Source organism: Alteribacillus persepolensis, assembly GCF_900099605.1.
Classification (GTDB): domain Bacteria; phylum Bacillota; class Bacilli; order Bacillales; family Marinococcaceae; genus Alteribacillus; species Alteribacillus persepolensis.
Window position 1 is genome coordinate 100,878 of sequence record NZ_FNDK01000001.1, and the last position, 17,747, is coordinate 118,624.

Consider the following 17,747-nt stretch of genomic DNA (forward strand, 5'->3'; position numbering starts at 1 on the left):
ATACACCGTCTCCTCTGTGATTTACAAGCGTACAGGTGGAAGCTGATATTCTTCTTTCCATTTAGCTGTCCGTTCTTTCGGCGTAAGTCTGCTATAGTAAGCCAAGCAGGCACGTTCGTCAAGTGTTTGCTGAGGCGTTTTCTCTCTGGGCATCTTTGTGTAGACGGGAATCTCCATTTGTTTTTTTATATGGTTGAGGTAAGACTGGCCTTTTTCATTCATACCAAGTATGCGAATGTGGTCTGCTTGTTCGGGCTGAAGAGCGGTTTGAGCTTCTGCTTTTGTTGTGCCGGTTAAAAGCTGAACAGCAAAACGCTGCAGCCTTGTCCATGTGTAGCGTTTTGTTTTAAAAGCTTCCATGAAGGCATGGAAGTTGTTATGCAATTTGATGTGCGATGAAAAGCGGTGTTCTAAGCCTTCTTGCGCTTCGTAGATTTGTGCCAGGAAGCTTACAGGCAGTGTGAGTACTTTTGCTTGTAACAGCGGAAAGTATTGTTCCCAGTGAAAATAGTCGTTGCCGCTGCTTTCATATGCTTGCATAATGTGTTTGGTTGTGCTTGGTATCGTATGTTTGATATCTTCTGGTGTTTGTTGATGGTTTATTAACGATCGGCGGATGCTCGTTGCGCTTGCGATGCTGGCTTGTGATATTTGAGTCTCGTGGTAGCCTGCTGTGTGCCGTGCAATGGTCTCTGGTTTCATGTTGCTTTTCAGCTCACGAATACTGCGAATATAATGATACCCTAAAATATTATTAGGCTGAGTTAAGTCGGGCAGGCTGGTATCAGGTGACAGAGCGCGAAAAGCGAGCGACGCAGCTTTTGGATAGCTGTACCCTTCGTTTATGAATTGTTTCACGTGGTGATTGTATGCGTGTTCATTTTGGTCAAGAAAATCAGCCAGCTGTAAGAAGGGGTCAATTTGTCCATGCTCACTTCCGAAACAAACTACGCCGGCGCCAAGGTGATGTAATATAGAGACGGCTCCTTTGGCAAACCAACTGGCGTGCTGGCTGGAAAAAATGTAAGGCAGTTCTACAACTAAATCAGCTCCCCCCCTAAGTGCCATTTCAGTTCGCTCCCTTCTTGGCAGCAATGCAGGTTCACCGCGCTGTAAAAAGTATCCGCTCATCACGCAAATCACAATATCGGCATTGGTTTTTTCTTGCGAGGCTTGCAGATGATAGGCGTGACCGTTATGAAATGGATTATATTCAACAATTAACCCAAGCGCTTTCATAAATTCCTCCTTCTGTTCCATAATAAAAGAACAAGTATTTTATGCCATCCCTTTTCCTTCAGGCATTGGCATGTTAAGATAAATAGACTGTCTCAAAAGACAGATGTTGGACTATTCGCGGGTTTATAGAACAGTGTTTTCCTATCGCGAAGGCGGCTGTTTACTGTTAAGTATAATGTAAAGAAAAAATATTGACAAATACAATCATGATGGATATAATTACTCTTGTTGCCTAGAGGTGATGCCAGATGAGATGGAGTGTACAACAACTGCTTGCTAAGAGGCATGAAGGTCTTACATTAGACGATCAAGTCGATGTCAGCGAGTTAATAGACAGGGATCGTGAAATTCGTGATATTACATCGGTTACGGTAAAAGGGAACGTTACATTTACTGGAGAAACGGCCGCTTTTGATCTGCGGCTGCAAGGTTCAATGATATTGCCGTGTGCAAGAACGCTTGCAGATGTGCATTTCCCTTTTGATATCGAAACGACAGAACGCTTTCGATTAGATGGCATGCCTGTTGATGAGGAAGATGTATCACTTCACGAACCTGAAGAAGGATATGTCGACTTACTGCCTTACATTAAAGAAAACATTTTGTTAGAATTGCCTATTCAAGTGTTTGCTGAGGATATTGATGAAAAAGATGCTCCGGCGCCGCAAAAAGGAAAAGACTGGGCAGTTGTCAGCCAGAAGGAATTAGAAACGCAAAAATCAGAAGAGCAAACAAATGTTGATCCGCGCATGGCGGATTTAGCTAAGTTTTTTGACAAAGACAAAAACTAAATATCCATTGTTTGTGGATGTTTACAGATGAAACATGCAACCCCGTAAAGGAGGTGGGAAGAATGGCAGTACCAAAAAGAAAAACTTCAAAAACCCGTAAAAATCAACGCCGTACGCACTATAAAGTAGAAGTGCCTGGCATGGTGGAATGTGCAGAGTGCGGTGAAATGAAGCTATCTCACCGTGTTTGTAAGCATTGCGGTTCTTACAAAGGTGAAACGGTAGTTGAAAAGTAATAACAAATAAAAAAGCTGTTTTTCTCTGAATTCAGAGAAAAACAGCTTTTTTATTTGTTTTAAATCATATGCTTGGATAATAAAGCGGCTGTTTTTTGGTTCAGGTGCGATTTTGCAGGACAAACGGCACTAGAAAAGAACAGGACTTTTTATTGTGCTGAGATTGGATGAGATTACTATGAGTGGCATGCCGCTGTGCACAAACTTCTATTCATTTGCAAATGGCGGGAATAATTTTTTTAAAAGTAGGAGATAATCTTTTGATAGAGTTATTCTATCTTCTCGTTATGAATCATAGAAATAAAGAAAAAGAACGGAGGGATCATGATGGCATTACCACGCCAAGATGCTTGGTCTGCAGACGAAGACATCATGTTAGCAGAAATTGTTCTACGCCACGTGCGGGAAGGAAGCACACAGTTAGCAGCTTTCCAAGAGGCTGGAGAAAAGCTTTCACGAACAGCAGCGGCATGCGGATTCCGCTGGAATGCATGCATTCGAAAAAAGTATGAAGCAGCCATTGAATTAGCAAGAAAGCACAAAGGAAGCCAGGACAAATCAGCCGCTGCAAAACAAGAGATTGACAAACTAGTAAACGATAACACAACAACGCAGCAAGAAGAGACGAATGTGACGAAATCAAAGACAAAGAGAGAAGATATATCTCAAGAAAACAAAGAGGCGATGCAGCCGAAAAAAATGGCAGAAGAACTAAACAGTATGGTTGCGTTCTTGAAGGATTTATCGAATTATTTAGAGCACAATGAAGCTCAAAAAGCAGATGCATTGCTTGAAAAGAAAAAAGAACTTGAACAGGAAAAAGAAAAATTAGACCAAGAATTAAATCAGGTAAAAAAAGACTTCAATCGTTTGAAAGAAGATTACAAGGCATTGTTAGAAGTGATGGAAAAAGCGCGTGCATTATCAGAAGGGGCGCTGCCTTACTTAAGTGAAGACAAAGAGATGGAAGAAAGCAGCTGAAAACAACAGCATAAAGAAACCACATGCAAAAAACCAGGGATAAATGAAAGGGCGAATAACTGCACCTTCTTTTCCCTGGTTCTTTTCGTGTATTATTCTGGGTCCATGGTTGACTCAGAGTCGATCGTTGGGGTTTGAGCTTGAACACCTTCAGGATACCAAACGTATGGGTTTTCGCCACGGTCCCGAACAGGATTGTATTCTGCCGCTTCAAAGCCCATTTTTTCCCAGAAATCATCAGAACGGCGGCGGGCATTTGTTTTGACCGGAAGCTGAAAACTTTTCGCATGGTTAACAAGAGCGGTACCAAATCCTTGACCGCGGTAAGGCTTCAGCACTTCAAGTTTCCATAATTCCAAATAATCTTGAGGCGGATTAAAATATTGATCGTATTTTTTATTAATTTTGTATAAGCACATTCTAGCGACAAGACGATCTCCATAATATATGCCGTAAAAAGGGGATTCACTGTCGTTTTCAATGATATTATCTTCTAATTCCTCCTTCATCGACAGTTCTTGTGCACCAACTTCTTTAAATTGATCGAATTCCTCTAATGTTTTGTAGTTTACGAGCAGACGTTGTACTTGGTAGTTTGCCATATCTGTTAACCTCCTTTTATCTGAACAACCACTTTCATTGTACTATACCGCAAACGGGTTATGCCAAAACTTGAAAGAATTTTTTATAAGGTGAAAAAGTATAAAAGTTAGTGTTTTGTATATCTGACTTCAGCGCCAGCCATCAAGGCCTGGCTGACGTGTGCGCTCTTAATAGAAGTTCCTTGCAGAAGTTCTTTTATCTTACCCGAATCCTCTTCTGTTAAGGTACTTGCAATTTTCTTGTCTTCGGTAAATTAATGGTTGTGACTTGATTAAAATAAGAGAGTCATATATGCTGAATTTTAGAAAATGTACTGTTGTAATTCCCGGTGAAACGTTTGCAGTACGTTTAAGGGAGTGTTTGGATCATTGATGAATGCTTTGGTGTACGTTCTAGCTTTATTGTTTATTCTACCATTTTTAGCTTGGTACATTGTCTATATTATAACGGTGAAGCGGACGAAACGAAAAGGAAAAGCAATGCGGCTTGCAGCGGATGTGTCTGCCATTCTATTTATAGGTTCAGTACATATTCTCGCCCATTCGATTTGGGGAGGCTCTTTTTTTTGGGTGATTTTAATCATTATTTTGTTAATAGCAGCAGCGTTTACATATTTACACTACCAGTCAGAGGAAGCCGTTGATGTGAAGAAACTGTTGAAAGGCATCTGGCGTTTTACGTTTTTTGTGTTTATGATGCTGTATTTTTTGCTTTTACTGTATGGTTTGATAAGTTATTTGCTTTCTAGTTTTCTGGGCTGATGCAACATGATAGGGTAGTAAAAAGAAGATCACTAAAGGCAGCAGAAAGGTTGGACCATATATGCACATAGACGAGATAAACATTTCCCATACGAATCCGTTTGTTCAAGCTTACAAAGAAAAAAAAAGAGAAGCCATGGCGTTTTTTGATTACGGAACATCTGATACGGAAATAAAGAAGCGGTATGATGCTATAAAAGAAAGGTCTTTTAACAGAGAAGCATTGTATGCGCACTTGTATCAATACAACCAGCGTTTTTTGTTTTGCGACAATGCCTTACGCGAATTAAAAAAACTGCCAAACTCCGACTCAGTGATGGTTGTTGCAGGACAGCAAGCTGGACTAGCGACAGGACCGATGTATACGATTACAAAGGCAGTTACCGTAGTGAAAGAAGCAGAAAGACTGGAAAAAATATTAGGTGTACCGGTGCTGCCTGTTTTTTGGATTGCTGGGGAAGACCATGATTGGGAAGAAGTCAACCATATTATCCTGCCCGGAAGTCAACATCCGACAAGAGTTACATATAAAGGTACTTACTATAAAGGAGCTTCTGTATCAGAACAATCAATGGATGAAACAGCTTGGGAGTCTTGGTGGGAAATGGTGTTAACCTACTTGGAAGAAACGCCATATACGAGAGAAATTTATGAAAAGCTGCGAATGTTTGTGAAACGGGCAGCAACGTTTACGGATTTTTTTGGCGAGGTAATGCGCTGGTTGTTCCGTGACACAGGTCTGGTTATGCTGGATGCGCATCATCCAGACATACGGCAGCTGGAAAAAGGATTTTTTCAAGAGCTGATTACAGATAATGACATCTTGCGCACAGCGGCAGAAGGTGGCATGAAACAGCGTGAATGTAGTGACTATACGCTGCCGGCGGGTCTTCCGCGGGGAAGTGCTCATCTGTTTTACCATCACCACAGGCAAAGACATTTGCTGTATCCTGCAGAAGACGGCGGTTTTACCGTTAAAAACGGCCATGTTTATTTTAGTAAAAAAGAATTACTCGACATGCTGCAGGCGTCACCTCATGTATTTAGTACGAATGTATTGACTAGACCGCTCATGCAGGAAAAACTTTTGCCGGTTGCTGCTTTTGTGGCTGGACCGGGTGAAATTGATTATTGGTCGGTATTATATGAAGTTTTTCATAGATGGAACGTAATGGTGCCTCCTGTTCTGCCGCGGTTTGAGTGGACATTGGTTCCGCGCCATGTGCAGTCGTATGTAGATAAGGAAGGTCTAACAGCCCAAGATATACTAACGGGGAAGATAGATGAAATAATGCATCAAATTCTCAAAGAAACAAAACAAGTGGATGGAAAGAAGCTAGGAGAGGATATGCTAGCAAACATGGCAGCTGACCATCAAAAAATGCAGCAAGCCTGGGAGGCGCTAAACCCTGCAGAAAGTCGTTTTGCCGCAACAAATTGGCATCTATTGGAAAAGACTGTCATGACGTTTGCAAATAAGATCGATGGGTTTCAGAAGAAGCAGGAAGAATGTCGCTTGCAAAAATTAAGAAAATCGAAGCAATTATTGTATCCTGATGGTAAGCCTCAAGAACGAGTTTACAACATTTTATACTTTCTCAATCAATATGGTAGTGACTTTGTCATGAGTCTAAATGCCTTATCATTTTCGGGGCGGGGCGCGCATAAACTAATTAGTTTGTAAAAATGTTGCAAATCATTCATACAAAAGGCTGTTTTTGTAAGCTCTCTGCATAAGCAGGGAGCTTTTTTGTCGGGAAAAAAAGGATAGAAAAAGTGGTATGAAGTGGGGGAATGTGGTAATTTTAATATAGAGAGTGGAGGAGGCTGGAACAACATGTTTATGGGGGAGTATCACCATAACGTGGATGACAAAGGAAGAATGATTGTTCCTTCTCGCTTTCGAGAAGGGCTGGGGGCTTCTTTTGTCATTACACGAGGCATGGATCAATGTTTGTTTATTTACCCCATGGACGAGTGGAAGCGCTTAGAAAAGAAGTTAAAGTCACTTCCTTTTACTAAAAAGGATGCGAGGGCGTTTACGCGCTTCTTTTTTTCAGGTGCAGCTGAGTGTGAATTAGATAAACAAGGAAGAATCAGTATTCCCTCCACTTTGCGCCGCTATGCTGGTTTGACGAAAGAATGTGTAGTGATTGGGGTTTCAGCGAGAGTAGAAGTTTGGAGCAAAGAACGCTGGGATGAGTACTTTGAAGAATCTCAAGAATCGTTCTCTGAAATAGCCGAAAATATCGTTGACTTCGATTTTTAATACGGTTCATACAAATAAGCATGAAGGAGGTGCAGGAATGCAGCAATTTCAACATGAAACCGTGCTCTTGGATGAGGCAGTAGATGGTTTAGCAGTGAAAGATGGTACATATGTCGATTGCACCCTTGGTGGCGGTGGACATAGTGAAGCTATTTTACAGCGTTTAAACGGGGCAGGCCATGTATATGCATTTGATCAAGACAAAGCGGCTATTCAACATGCACAGCAGCGTTTGAGCAGTTATCACGATGCTGTCACGTTTATTCATGCAAATTTTGCAAAGGTAAAAGAGAAGCTTTCAGAGCAAGGTGTTTCGGGAGTAGATGGCATCTTATTTGATTTAGGTGTTTCCTCCCCGCAGTTTGATCAGGCAGACAGAGGGTTTAGCTACCGATTTGATGCTCCTTTGGATATGCGGATGGATCAAACACAAGCGCTGACCGCCAGAGAGATTATTAATGAGTGGAGCTTTCAGGATTTGGCGTATATTCTTTCCAGGTACGGAGAAGAGAAGTTTGCTAAACAAATCGCTCGGAAAATTGAGGCGAAGCGCGCTGAAGAACCTATTGAAACGACATTTGAACTCAATGACATTATTAAAGAAGCCATTCCAGCGCCAGCCAGGAGAAAAGGGGGGCATCCTTCCAAACGAACATTTCAAGCTGTTCGCATGGCAGTTAATGATGAACTGGAAATGTTTGAGCGTGCACTGCAAGACGCAATTTCACTGTTGAATAGTGGGGGGCGAATTTGTGTCATTACGTTTCACTCATTGGAGGACCGGCTCTGTAAACAAGTGTTCAAGAAGGAAAGCAGCTTACCGGACTTGCCAAAAGGATTACCCGTCATACCAGAAGAATCAGAACCATTATTAAAATTAATTACTAAAAAACCAATGCTTGCGAGTGAACCGGAAGTAAAACAAAATCACCGTGCACACTCTGCCAAGTTAAGAATAGCGGAAAAACGATAGGGGGGACGTGTACATGGATAATCTGGCCCGGCAATTGCAGCGTCAAAGACAAACAGACCAAGATGGTGCAGCACCGCGAAAGGTTCAGCATAAGACCCAAAGCAAGCAAAGCAGAATAACCAGGGGAGAAAAATGGATTGTTGCGGCAATGGCATGTGCAATCATTGCAGCTTGCTTATTAGTTATTACAAATTACGCTAACATCTATGCGCAAGAGCGTGAGATAACAACGTTAAACCATGAGATCAGCCAACAGGCAGATGTGAATGACAGCTTGCAGCTGCAAGTATCTGAACTCCGCGCACCAGAGCGTATTATGTATTATGCCAAAGAGGAGTTAGGCATGGAGTTAAATGATGACCAAGTGAAAGTAATTCAAAAAAGCTCGACACCTTAACATCATATTGGCAATTGCAGGGGCTGGCCAATCGCAGCGATACAAGAGGCCGCCCCTTTTGTGATGAGTGCACACAGCCAAGAATGAATAGGTGGTGGTAATGATGAAGGATATGAAAAAAACAGTAGTAAAAAGAGCATTGTTATTGTTAGTATTTGTTTCTATCTTTTTTATTGTATTTATGGGAAGAGTAGTTTATATACAAGTATCTAAGGAAGTGAATGGCCAGGATCTTGAAGCAAAAGCAGAGTCACGCTGGACAACAACGCAAACATTGCACGGAGAAAGAGGGACTATTTTTGACCGTGACGGAGAAGAGCTGGCAGAAGTAGTTCCGTCATATACGGCGTTTGCTGTACTCGATGAGAGTTATCAAGGGCATGTAGAAAATCCGGAGGAAACAGCTGAAGAGCTTGCTCCTTATATTGACATGGATGTATCAAGGCTTGAGAACTTGTTGTCAAAAGAAGATGTGTTCCAGGTAGAACTAGGTGCTGGTGCGAGGCACTTAACGTTATCGGAAAAAGAAGAAATAGCGGCACTGGATCTTGCGGGCATACACTTTCGAGAAGAAGAAAAACGGTATTATCCAAAGCAAACGTTTGCCTCTCATGTTCTTGGCTATACGGATCGGGATATGAGTGATGCCCGTATGGGACTTGAACGCAGCCTGAATGATCAGTTGGCTGAAACAGACGGGTCGCTTTCTTACCAAAGGAATATAAAAGGCATTCCCTTGCTGGATAATGAGGAAATCGTTGAAGAGCCTGTTGATGGAGAGGATGTTTATCTTACATTGGACACTAATGTTCAGACAGCTCTTGAGCAAGCAATGACGGAAGTGGAAGAAGAATACAACCCTCATAAAATGACTGCGGTTGTAGCCAATGCAGATACCGGTGAAATCCTAGGCATGAGCAACCGCCCTAGTTTTAATCCGAACGAGTATGAGGAAATTACTAATTACACGAATTATGCCGTTTCTGATCGATTTGAACCTGGGTCGACAGTAAAAATGTTTACGTTAGCAGCGGCTATTGAGGAAGGAGTATACAACGGTCAGGAAACTTTTCAGTCAGGATCGTATGAAATTGGCAGTACGACTGTAGGAGATCATAATAATAACCGTGGATGGGGAGAAATTACTTATAACGAAGGATTGGAACGGTCTTCAAACGTAGCTTTTGCTAAGCTGGCGCTAGAGAAGTTAAAACCACAGCGTTTATATGAGTACATGGAAGCGTTTGGGTTTAGAGAGAAGACGGGCATTGATTTACCAAAGGAAGCTACCAGCTTAATTGCTGAGTCTAGTGAATTAGATGCTGCTGTCACGGCGTTTGGACAAGGCAGTGCGGTGACGCCAATACAGATGGTTCAAGCGGCCACAGCTATTGCAAACGATGGGAAGATGATGCAGCCATATATTATTGATAAAATGTATGATTCCAATGATGGCACTTTCACGTATGAAGCAGAGCCAGAAAGTAAGGGGCAGCCTATCAGCAAAGACACAGCAGAACAAGTCAGAGGGCTGTTAGAAAATGTTGTGACATCAGAACATGGAACAGGCCAGCCTTTTTATATTGAAGGGATGGATGTAGCTGGCAAAACAGGCACTGCCCAAATCAGCAACCCAGACGGAGGCGGCTATTTGTCCGGCAGAAACCAAAACATCTTCTCATTTTTAGGAATGGCACCGGCTGATGATCCCAGTATTATTGTTTACGTGGCGGTGGATCGTCCGGAATTGGACAATACCGAAACGGGGTCTGTCCCTGTATCAAAAATATTTAATCCGGTCATGAAGCAAAGCCTTTCTTATATGAATCTTTCCCCTTCACAGGATGTAGAAGACGAAAATGTATTAGAAGAAGAAGGCATCAGCATGGAAAACTATACCGATAAATCTGTAGAAAATGCTGTCCAAGAGTTGGAAGAGTTCGGACTGCATCCGGTTGTATTAGGTGAAGGCAATACAGTCATCAATCAATATCCGCAAAAAGGAGAAGCGCTGATTATTGGTGAAAGAGTTTTTCTCCAAACGGACAAAGATGTCGCGATGCCGGACATGACAGGCTGGTCGCTGCGAGATGCGAAAAGGTTGAGTCATCTCCTTGGTGTGTCACTGCATCACATTGGTTCTGGGTATGTTACAGATCAAAGTGTTGATCCTGGATCAATTATTGAAGCAAAAGATTATGTAACGATTGAATTGAAAACACCCGCTGAGCAAAGGTTAGAAGCAGAAGAAGAACAAGAAAGTGAGGAGGAAGACGAAGGGGAAAGTGAAGAAGACATACAGAGAATTGATTAAAGAAAAACAACGGAGTACGTATCCGCGTTCTGTTACAGAAGAAACAAGCATAAAGTGTAAAGAGTTGTACGACATTCAACAATTACCTTTATGGTGGTGTTTCAAGAATGCGGGTTTCGTTTGTAACAGTGCGGAAAAGACTATTTTTTGTATTGATTGCTGGTGCTGTCGCGATTTTCATCTTACTCCTGCGTCTTGGATACGTGCAGTTTTCGATGGGTGAGTGGTTAAGCGACCTGGCTGAGGACTCATGGAGCCGTGACGTTCCGTTTGAAGCAGAGAGAGGTGAAATACTCGACCGGAATGGAGATGTCCTGGCGACCAATGTCAGTGCTCCGTCTGTACTAGCTGTTCCGAGACAAATTGAAGATCCAGAAGATGCAGCATCAAAATTGGCAGAAGTTCTCGGTGTTAGTTTTGATAAGGCGCACGACTGGGTTACAGAGAATGAACGAATTGTGCGTTTAACACCCGAGGGCCGCAAAATATCTAAAGAAAAAGCGACAGAAGTGCGTGATTTGGATATTGAGGGAATCTATATTGCAGAAGACAACAAGCGTCATTACCCGAAAGGCAAATTTTTATCCCATGTCCTCGGGTTTGCTGGAATTGATAATCAAGGTTTAACAGGCATTGAGCAATATTATGACGAACGTTTAAAAGGAGAGCCTGGACGAGTATCGTTTTTTTCCGATGCAAAAGGGCAGCGGATGGAAGGGATGGCAGATCAATACGAACGTCCTCAACAAGGAGAAAATTTAAGGTTAACAATTGATGCAAGAGTCCAGACTATTATAGAAAGAGAGTTGGATATTGCAGAAGCTACCTACAACCCAGATGGGGCTCTTGCGATTGCTGTGGATCCTGACAGTGGCGAAATATTAGGGATGAGCAGCCGTCCTGATTTTCATCCAGAAGACTACCGAGAAGTACCGCCCGAAATATATAACCAAAATAAACCTGTTTGGTCGCAATATGAACCGGGATCAACGTTTAAAATTATTACGCTGGCTGCTGCATTAGAAGAAGGAAAGGTCAATTTAGAAGATGACCATTTTCATGACCCGGGTTATATTGAAGTGAATGGCACGAAGCTGCGCTGCTGGAAAAAAGGCGGTCATGGCGAACAAACTTTTTTAGAAGTGGTCCAAAATTCCTGTAACCCAGGGTTTGTTGTTTTAGGAGAAAGACTGGGGAAAGATACGCTGTTTGATTATATTGAAAAATTCGGTTTTGGCAGGAAAACAGGAATTGACCTCCAAGGAGAGGGAACTGGGATATTGTTCAACAGAGATAATGTCGGCCCGCTCGAGTTAGCGACAACCGCATTTGGCCAGGGGGTTTCTGTCACTCCATTACAGCAAGTAATGGCGGTATCAGCAGCAGTGAATGGCGGCTATTTATATGAGCCTTATTTAGCAAAAGAGTGGTTAGATCCAGTGACAGGCCAAGTGTTAGAAAGCCAGCCGTCCAACCAGAAACAGCAGATTATTTCAGAAGAAACGTCGGAAAAAGTACGAGATGCACTAGAACATGTTGTTGCAAAAGGGACAGGGAAAGGTGCGTTTCGGGATGGCTATCGTATCGGCGGAAAAACAGGAACAGCACAAAAAGCAGTTGGCGGTAAGTATCTAGAAAACAATCATATTGTGTCGTTTATCGGTTTTGCACCAGCGGATGATCCGGAAATTGTGGTGTATACAGCCATTGACAACCCGAAAGACACTCTTCAGTTTGGTGGTATTGTCGCCGCTCCTATTGTCGGAAATATTATTGAAGATAGTTTAGCAGTCATGGGGGTAGAACGAAGAGACAATCAAATTGAAAAAGAATTGACTTGGGATGACGAGGCCCTGGTTGACATGCCGGATATGGTGGGATTGACATTGAAAGAACTTCATGATGCCTACTATCCATTGAATATTGAAACGCAAGGGGAAGGCTCTGTAATTATTTCTCAAGCCCCAGAACCGGGTGAGAAAATCAAAGAAGGAGCGACCATTCGTTTATACCTTGGTGACAAAACGGAAGCTTCCGATTAAAATGGAAAAGACGTTGTTATCTGAGGACTGGAGACAGCAGCTGTTGTCTCCAGCTGTTTTACGAACACAATGAAAATGCCGGATAGGCGGAAATACAGATTTCAGGAGAGATGTCACGTGAAACGTTTAAATGATTTAACTCGCTTATTAACTGTAAAAAAGGTCGTACCGGATGCTAATCCTGCGATAACATCTATACATATGGACTCCCGTGAAATAAAGCAAAACGGCTTGTTTTTTTGCATCCGTGGCTATACTGTGGATGGCCATCAATTTGCAAAACAGGCGGAAGAAAAAGGTGCCAGCGCGATTGTGGCAGAAGAGGAAGTAGATGTAAGCATTCCCTGTGTCGTAGTGAATGATTCGAAGCGTGCGATGGCGATGATGGCGAGTGCATTTTACGATTATCCTACAACACGGTTTCGTTTGATTGGTATTACCGGCACCAATGGAAAAACGACAACAAGCCACCTTGTTGATGCTATAATGCAACAGCATCAAAAAACAGGCTTGGTTGGAACGATGTATACAAAAATTGGCAGCGAGACAAAAGACACGAAGAATACAACACCAGAATCACTGCCATTGCAGCGGCTGTTTGCTGAAATGGCCGAAAAACATGTTGAAACGTGTATTATGGAAGTGTCGTCTCATGCTCTTGACTTAGGAAGAGTGAGGGGATGTGATTTTAATACCGCGGTATTTACAAACTTAACAAAAGATCATTTGGACTATCACAAGACAATGGAAGCCTATAAACAAGCGAAGGGGCTGCTGTTTTCACAGCTTGGCAACTCATATGAAGCATTTGCTAAAACAGCTGTGCTGAATACTGATGATGAGGCTTCTGCAGATTTTGCAAGGATGTGCACCGCTCCCATTCTGACGTATGGAATAGAATCTGATAGTGACATTCAAGCAGAAAATGTACAGCTCACTCCAAGTGGAACGTCCTTTACACTTGTTACTCCATGGGGGCAGCGCAATATCAAACTGTCCTTAATGGGAAGATTTAGCGTCTATAACGCATTAGCTGCAGCAGCAGCTTGTTTGGCCGAAGGAGTGTCGCTGGATAGTATTCAAGAGGGACTAAGTACTGTAAGAGGCGTTTCCGGGCGTTTTGAACCAGTTGATGTGGGACAGCCTTATGCAGTGGTTGTTGATTATGCCCACACGCCAAACAGCCTCGAAAATGTATTGCAGACGATACAAGAAATGGCGGAGGGGAATGTGTATGTCGTTGTAGGCTGCGGGGGTGACCGGGACGCTACCAAGCGTCCAGAGATGGCACGTATTGCAGTGAAATACAGTGACAATGCAGTGTTTACTTCAGATAATCCAAGAAACGAAGACCCAGATCAAATCCTGCAGCATATGGTGGACGGTGTGGAAAAAGAAGATTCATTTACCGTCATATCTGAGCGCAGGCAAGCGATACGCTATGCAATCAGTCGTGCGAAACGAAACGATATTGTGTTAATTGCTGGAAAAGGCCATGAAACGTATCAAATCATTGGAAATCAAGTATTGGACTTTGATGACCGGAAAGAAGCGGAATCATCCATCATAGAATCTTCTAAAGACCAGTAAACAAGGAAGGAGGATGCAGCATGGTATCCACTATATTTTTAGCACTTGTCACTGCATTTATACTAACAGTCATTTTTTCACCACTGTTTATTCCGCTGTTAAAAAGATTAAAATTTGGCCAAAGCATTAGAGAAGAAGGGCCAAAATCCCATCAGAAAAAAGGCGGCACCCCAACGATGGGCGGGGTTATGATTTTATTAGCTGTTTTTATTGTCACGTTATTAGCCCAATTTATTCAAACCACTTTTCAAACCGAGGCATTCCTGCTTTTATTAGTTACAATCGGATTTGGGCTGATTGGATTTCTTGATGATTTTATTAAAATCACAAAAAAGCGCAATCTCGGCCTGACGTCTAAACAAAAGTTAGCAGGGCAGCTTGTCGTTGCCATTATCTTTTTTCTTGTTTTAAACAATCAAGGTTTTGATACATCTGTAGCCGTACCAGGAACCAATTGGTCTGTTGAATTCGGCTGGTTTTATGTCATATTGGTTATTATTATGCTCGTCGGTGCTTCCAATGCTGTGAATTTAACGGATGGACTGGATGGCTTGCTTGCAGGGACATCAGCCATTGCATTTGGTGCATTTGCTGTGCTGGCTTGGAATGCAGAAATGACAGAAGCTGCTGTTTTTTCAGCAACAATCGTTGGCGCAGTCCTGGGTTTCCTTGTATTTAATGCACATCCGGCAAAAGTATTTATGGGGGATACTGGCTCTTTAGCGTTGGGTGGCGCGATAGCAGCTATTGCGATCTTAACGAAGTTAGAGTTGTTGCTGATTTTAATCGGTGGTGTCTTTGTTGTCGAAACATTATCGGTTATTCTCCAAGTACTTTCTTTTAAACTAAGAAACAAACGAATTTTTAAAATGAGTCCGATTCATCACCATTTTGAATTGATAGGCTGGTCTGAATGGCGTGTTGTTGTAACGTTCTGGGCAGTTGGAATGGTGTGTGCAGTACTCGGTATTTATATTGAGGTGTGGGTATGATGAAAACAAGTTGGTTTCAAGGAAAGCATGTTCTAGTAATTGGCCTGGCAAAAAGCGGTATGGCAGCATCAAAACTTTTGCGCCGCTTAGGTGCTCATGTGACTGTTAATGATGCGAAAGATCTAACCGGGACAGAGGAAGGGCGTACTTTAAAAGATGCAGGAATGACAGTAGTATCGGGAGGCCACCCATTGTCTTTATTCGATTCAAAAGTTGACTATGTGGTGAAAAACCCTGGTATCCGTTATGATACGCCCATTATAGAAAAAGCGGTAAGCTTAGGAATTCCGGTTGTTACCGAAATGGAGCTGGCAGGACTTGTTGCTGAAGGCGATATCCTTGCTATTACCGGATCAAATGGAAAAACAACGACCACGACATTAATTTATGAGATATTAAAAAGAAGCAATGTCCATGCTCATATTGCCGGGAATATTGGCAAAGTGGCTTGTGCTGTAGCAGAGAATACAAAAAAAGACGACGTGATGGTAACAGAAGTATCTAGTTTCCAATTGAAAGGCACGGAGTACTTTCATCCGAAAACAGCGGTGCTTTTAAATATTTATGATGCCCATTTAGATTATCATGGAGATCGTGCGGACTATGAGTATTCCAAAGGGAAAATTTTTGCCAACTTAACAGCTGGTGATTATGCGGTTTACAATGCAGACAATCCATCTGCCGCATCGCTTGCACAGGCATCGTCTGCAAAACTTATACCCTTTTCTGCCAACACAGAAGTACCAGAAGGCGCTTATGTGAAAGATGGTGCTTTTTATTTTCAAAACATGTATATTCTTTCGGTGAAAGAGGCTGCACTGCCTGGACGTCACAATCAAGAAAACATGCTTGCTGCGATTGCAGCAAGCATGCTTCACGGTGCAGAAGCAGAAGAGGTACAAGCTGTATTAAAAACATTTACCGGTATTGAACATCGTCTGCAGTATGTCGGCGATGTCCATGGACGAAAAGTCTACAATGACTCTAAAGCAACCAATATTTTGTCTACGCAAAAAGCGGTGGAAGCATTTGACGGCCCTGTTGTATTGATTGCGGGTGGACTGGACCGCGGGAATGAATTTGATGCATTAATTCCCTCTCTGCAAACTGTAAAGGCAGCTGTTTTTTATGGTGAAACAAGAGACAAACTAAAAAAAGCAGCACAAGCAGCTGGTGTAGCCGATACTGTAACGGTTGACTCATTAACAGAAGCGGTAAGACATGCTTATGCGTACACACAAGAGAATGATGTTTTGCTGCTTTCTCCGGCTTGTGCAAGCTGGGATCAGTTTCAAACGTTTGAAGAGCGCGGCCGTTGTTTTATAGAAGAAGTAAATAAGCTGTAGGAAGTAAGGCTTGTCATTTGAGAAAGCATGTTCACCTCTTTTTATTCATACATTTGAAAGAAGAATACAGTTCATAGATGAAGAGGTGAACAAACGATGGACAATCAAACGCGTCCGTTAGATCCAGTACTGCTCGCAGCCGTCATCGGCCTGTTGGCTGCAGGTCTGTTTACGGTATATAGTGCCAGTTCGGCCTGGGGAGAGTTTGTGCAAGGAGATGCTTTTTATTTTGTGAAACGGCAAATGATTTTTGCTGGTGTAGGCATCTTTGCCATGATTTTTATTTCTAAAATAGACTACTGGTTTTGGCAGCGCTGGTCGCTCGTTATATTACTTATCTGTTTTGTGCTGTTAATAGCAGTATTAATTCCTGGCATAGGTATGGTGCGCGGTGGTGCTAGAAGCTGGATTGGAGCGGGTGCTTTTTCAATTCAGCCTTCGGAGTTTATGAAACTTGGTATGATTATGTTCTTGTCGCACTATTTAATGCAGTATCATAAGCGGATTACATCCTTTCAAAAAGGGATGCTGCCAGTCTTAATGCTTATTTTTACTGCTTTTGGATTAATTATGCTGCAGCCCGATTTAGGTACAGGGACTGTCATGGCAGGGACGTGTTTTGTGTTATTGTTTGTAGCCGGGGCTCGTATTCGTCATTTCGTATTGTTAGGGATGGTTGGTATAGCTGGATTTGTAGGGCTGATAGCATCAGCGCCGTACCGTATACAGCGTATTACGTCGTTTTTAGATCCGTGGTCTGATCCACTAGGGGCTGGTTTCCAAATTATCCAATCATTATATGCGGTTGGACCAGGAGGGTTATTTGGTTTAGGCTTTGGTGACAGCAGGCAGAAATATTATTACCTTCCTGAGCCGCAAACCGACTTTATTTTTGCTATATTAGCAGAAGAAGCGGGATTTATCGGTGCAAGTTTTGTGCTGGTTTTGTTTGGTATTTTGCTGTGGCGGGGAATTGCTACAGCTTTGACGGCTCCTGACATGTTCGGTGCATTTTTAGCAACAGGCATATGCGGAATGATTTTTATCCAAGTATTAATTAATATCGGTGTTGTCACCGGGCTGTTTCCGGTTACTGGTATTACACTGCCATTCTTAAGTTACGGAGGGTCATCGCTCACATTGATGTTAGTGGCTGTTGGCATCTTATTGAACATTACGAGGTTTCGAGTGAATTATCATCAGTAGAACAGAA

General features: G+C 42.5%; 16 protein-coding genes. 14 read left to right on the plus strand and 2 right to left on the minus strand.

The features are described from left to right. Positions 1-21: 21 nt before the first annotated feature. Entirely contained in the window at positions 22-1,239 is a 1,218-nt protein-coding gene (locus tag BLT18_RS00500) for a nucleotidyltransferase (protein ID WP_175487316.1), read from the minus strand. 248 nt (positions 1,240-1,487) lie between these two features. Here BLT18_RS00500 and BLT18_RS00505 point away from each other — a divergent pair, with 248 nt between their 5' ends. The 3 genes from BLT18_RS00505 (at position 1,488) to BLT18_RS00515 (ending at position 3,247) form a co-directional block, all read left to right on the plus strand. Beyond that, positions 1,488-2,030, plus strand: coding sequence for a YceD family protein (locus tag BLT18_RS00505; protein ID WP_091270219.1), 543 nt, complete (start codon positions 1,488-1,490; stop codon positions 2,028-2,030). Between the two features lie 62 nt (positions 2,031-2,092). Further along, a complete protein-coding gene (gene rpmF, locus BLT18_RS00510) occupies positions 2,093-2,266 on the plus strand; it encodes a 50S ribosomal protein L32 (RefSeq protein WP_091270220.1) in 174 nt (57 codons plus the stop codon). A gap of 327 nt (positions 2,267-2,593) precedes the next feature. After that, on the plus strand, positions 2,594-3,247 hold the full coding sequence (locus BLT18_RS00515) for an RsfA family transcriptional regulator (RefSeq protein ID WP_407639914.1): 654 nt from the start codon (positions 2,594-2,596) through the stop codon (positions 3,245-3,247). A 92-nt stretch (positions 3,248-3,339) separates the two neighbouring features. Here BLT18_RS00515 and BLT18_RS00520 read toward each other — a convergent pair whose 3' ends face one another. Further along, the gene (locus BLT18_RS00520) at positions 3,340-3,849 is read right to left on the minus strand and encodes an N-acetyltransferase (RefSeq protein WP_091270222.1); all 510 of its coding nucleotides are present in this window, start codon (positions 3,847-3,849) and stop codon (positions 3,340-3,342) included. A 372-nt stretch (positions 3,850-4,221) separates the two neighbouring features. Between BLT18_RS00520 and BLT18_RS00525 the strand changes: the two genes are divergently transcribed. The 11 genes from BLT18_RS00525 (at position 4,222) to spoVE (ending at position 17,740) form a co-directional block, all read left to right on the plus strand. Further along, positions 4,222-4,611, plus strand: coding sequence for a DUF3397 domain-containing protein (locus tag BLT18_RS00525; protein ID WP_091270223.1), 390 nt, complete (start codon positions 4,222-4,224; stop codon positions 4,609-4,611). Positions 4,612-4,672: 61 nt separating this feature from the next. Next, positions 4,673-6,295 carry a bacillithiol biosynthesis cysteine-adding enzyme BshC gene (bshC, locus tag BLT18_RS00530; protein WP_091270224.1) on the plus strand — a complete coding sequence of 541 codons (1,623 nt, stop codon included), beginning with the start codon at positions 4,673-4,675 and terminating at the stop codon, positions 6,293-6,295. A gap of 153 nt (positions 6,296-6,448) precedes the next feature. Continuing rightward, positions 6,449-6,880: a division/cell wall cluster transcriptional repressor MraZ gene (gene mraZ, locus BLT18_RS00535; RefSeq protein ID WP_091270225.1), complete on the plus strand. Its 432-nt coding sequence runs from the start codon at positions 6,449-6,451 to the stop codon at positions 6,878-6,880. A 37-nt stretch (positions 6,881-6,917) separates the two neighbouring features. Further along, entirely contained in the window at positions 6,918-7,853 is a 936-nt protein-coding gene (gene rsmH / locus BLT18_RS00540; RefSeq protein WP_091270226.1) for a 16S rRNA (cytosine(1402)-N(4))-methyltransferase RsmH, read from the plus strand. Positions 7,854-7,866: 13 nt separating this feature from the next. Then, positions 7,867-8,250: a cell division protein FtsL gene (gene ftsL / locus BLT18_RS00545; protein ID WP_091270227.1), complete on the plus strand. Its 384-nt coding sequence runs from the start codon at positions 7,867-7,869 to the stop codon at positions 8,248-8,250. 103 nt (positions 8,251-8,353) lie between these two features. After that, complete coding sequence (locus BLT18_RS00550; RefSeq protein ID WP_091270228.1) at positions 8,354-10,564, plus strand: penicillin-binding protein; 2,211 nt, start codon at positions 8,354-8,356, stop codon at positions 10,562-10,564. 107 nt (positions 10,565-10,671) lie between these two features. Next, positions 10,672-12,606: a stage V sporulation protein D gene (locus BLT18_RS00555; RefSeq protein ID WP_091270229.1), complete on the plus strand. Its 1,935-nt coding sequence runs from the start codon at positions 10,672-10,674 to the stop codon at positions 12,604-12,606. Between the two features lie 75 nt (positions 12,607-12,681). Then, entirely contained in the window at positions 12,682-14,196 is a 1,515-nt protein-coding gene (locus BLT18_RS00560) for a UDP-N-acetylmuramoyl-L-alanyl-D-glutamate--2,6-diaminopimelate ligase (protein ID WP_091271110.1), read from the plus strand. Between the two features lie 20 nt (positions 14,197-14,216). Next, entirely contained in the window at positions 14,217-15,188 is a 972-nt protein-coding gene (gene mraY, locus BLT18_RS00565; RefSeq protein ID WP_091270230.1) for a phospho-N-acetylmuramoyl-pentapeptide-transferase, read from the plus strand. Beyond that, a complete protein-coding gene (murD, locus tag BLT18_RS00570; protein ID WP_091270231.1) occupies positions 15,185-16,534 on the plus strand; it encodes a UDP-N-acetylmuramoyl-L-alanine--D-glutamate ligase in 1,350 nt (449 codons plus the stop codon). The genes mraY and murD overlap by 4 nt, the downstream gene beginning before the upstream one ends. 96 nt (positions 16,535-16,630) lie before the next feature. Further along, on the plus strand, positions 16,631-17,740 hold the full coding sequence (spoVE, locus tag BLT18_RS00575; RefSeq protein WP_091270232.1) for a stage V sporulation protein E: 1,110 nt from the start codon (positions 16,631-16,633) through the stop codon (positions 17,738-17,740). The last annotated feature ends 7 nt before the right edge of the window (positions 17,741-17,747 follow it).

Coding starts and splice junctions, on each gene's coding strand:
- mraY (WP_091270230.1), top strand. CDS start 14,217: ATGGTATCCACTATATTTTTAGCACTTGTCACTGCATTTATACTAACA.
- BLT18_RS00555 (WP_091270229.1), top strand. CDS start 10,672: ATGCGGGTTTCGTTTGTAACAGTGCGGAAAAGACTATTTTTTGTATTG.
- BLT18_RS00515 (WP_407639914.1), top strand. CDS start 2,594: ATGGCATTACCACGCCAAGATGCTTGGTCTGCAGACGAAGACATCATG.
- BLT18_RS00500 (WP_175487316.1), bottom strand. CDS start 1,239: ATGAAAGCGCTTGGGTTAATTGTTGAATATAATCCATTTCATAACGGT.
- rsmH (WP_091270226.1), top strand. CDS start 6,918: ATGCAGCAATTTCAACATGAAACCGTGCTCTTGGATGAGGCAGTAGAT.
- murD (WP_091270231.1), top strand. CDS start 15,185: ATGATGAAAACAAGTTGGTTTCAAGGAAAGCATGTTCTAGTAATTGGC.
- BLT18_RS00525 (WP_091270223.1), top strand. CDS start 4,222: ATGAATGCTTTGGTGTACGTTCTAGCTTTATTGTTTATTCTACCATTT.
- BLT18_RS00560 (WP_091271110.1), top strand. CDS start 12,682: ATGCCGGATAGGCGGAAATACAGATTTCAGGAGAGATGTCACGTGAAA.
- BLT18_RS00520 (WP_091270222.1), bottom strand. CDS start 3,849: ATGGCAAACTACCAAGTACAACGTCTGCTCGTAAACTACAAAACATTA.
- bshC (WP_091270224.1), top strand. CDS start 4,673: ATGCACATAGACGAGATAAACATTTCCCATACGAATCCGTTTGTTCAA.
- BLT18_RS00550 (WP_091270228.1), top strand. CDS start 8,354: ATGAAGGATATGAAAAAAACAGTAGTAAAAAGAGCATTGTTATTGTTA.
- spoVE (WP_091270232.1), top strand. CDS start 16,631: ATGGACAATCAAACGCGTCCGTTAGATCCAGTACTGCTCGCAGCCGTC.
- BLT18_RS00505 (WP_091270219.1), top strand. CDS start 1,488: ATGAGATGGAGTGTACAACAACTGCTTGCTAAGAGGCATGAAGGTCTT.
- rpmF (WP_091270220.1), top strand. CDS start 2,093: ATGGCAGTACCAAAAAGAAAAACTTCAAAAACCCGTAAAAATCAACGC.
- mraZ (WP_091270225.1), top strand. CDS start 6,449: ATGTTTATGGGGGAGTATCACCATAACGTGGATGACAAAGGAAGAATG.
- ftsL (WP_091270227.1), top strand. CDS start 7,867: ATGGATAATCTGGCCCGGCAATTGCAGCGTCAAAGACAAACAGACCAA.